Below are 1,030 nucleotides of genomic sequence, written 5' to 3'. Positions count from 1 at the left end.
CCCGAAGTCGGTGAGGTAACCGCAAGGAGCCAGCCGCCGAAGGTGGGGTAGATGATTGGGGTGAAGTCGTAACAAGGTAGCCGTATCGGAAGGTGCGGCTGGATCACCTCCTTTCTATGGAGAATCGCTTCCTGCAACGGAAGCATTCAAAAAGTTCGGTCCGCGTAAGCGGCCGGATAACTAGACTTTACGAAGTAAAGTCAACCATACTCACTCGTTGGTCAGTTTTGAGAGTTCAACTCTCAAACGACTGAATTTTTCAGTCTTTGATCCTTGAAAACTGGATAAACGAAACGAAATTTGCGTTTTAGAACAATCCTTTAAGCTGAACTTGTGTCATGAAAATGACCAAGGAAGTAATAAAGTGGCTGTGCGAAGGTTTTGCGATGATCGATCCTTTGCGAGTACGTGAGTCAGGGCGAAAGCCCGAGACGAAACGACGAGCAACAGAGCGAGCAGCGCAATACCAGAGCATTATGGTTAAGCTACTAAGAGCACACGGAGGATGCCTAGGCGCTAGGAGCCGAAGAAGGACGTGGCGAACAACGAAACCGCCTCGGGGAGCTGTAAGCAAGCTTTGATCCGGGGATATCCGAATGGGGCAACCCGGCTGGAGTCATATCCAGTCACTCATATCTGAATTCATAGGATGTGAAGAGGCATACCAGGGGAACTGAAACATCTAAGTACCCTGAGGAAGAGAAAACAAGAGTGATTCCGTCAGTAGCGGCGAGCGAACGCGGAGCAGCCTAAACCGAAGAGCTTGCTCTTCGGGGTTGTGGGACGTCTCACATGGAGTTACAAAGGAACAGATTAGACGAAGAGGTCTGGAAAGGCCCACCAAAGAAGGTAAAAGTCCTGTAATCGAAAGTGTGTTCCCTCCGAGACGGATCCCGAGTAGTGCGGGGCACGTGAAACCCCGTATGAATCTGCCAGGACCATCTGGTAAGGCTAAATACTCCCTAGCGACCGATAGTGAAGCAGTACCGTGAGGGAAAGGTGAAAAGCACCCCGGAAGGGGAGTGAAAAA

At 50.3% G+C, this 1,030-nt stretch carries 2 rRNA genes; both read left to right on the top strand.

Annotation, left to right across the window (positions count from 1 at the left end):
- Window positions 1-114: ribosomal RNA gene (locus tag ACFQ3W_RS25965) — 16S ribosomal RNA — on the top strand; the annotation flags it as partial.
- A gap of 364 nt (window positions 115-478) precedes the next feature.
- Window positions 479-1,030: ribosomal RNA gene (locus ACFQ3W_RS25960) — 23S ribosomal RNA — on the top strand; the annotation flags it as partial.

This window comes from Paenibacillus puldeungensis (genome assembly GCF_042678945.1).
GTDB classification, from domain to species: domain Bacteria; phylum Bacillota; class Bacilli; order Paenibacillales; family Paenibacillaceae; genus Fontibacillus; species Fontibacillus puldeungensis.
This window is presented reverse-complemented; position numbering and strand designations above follow the sequence as displayed.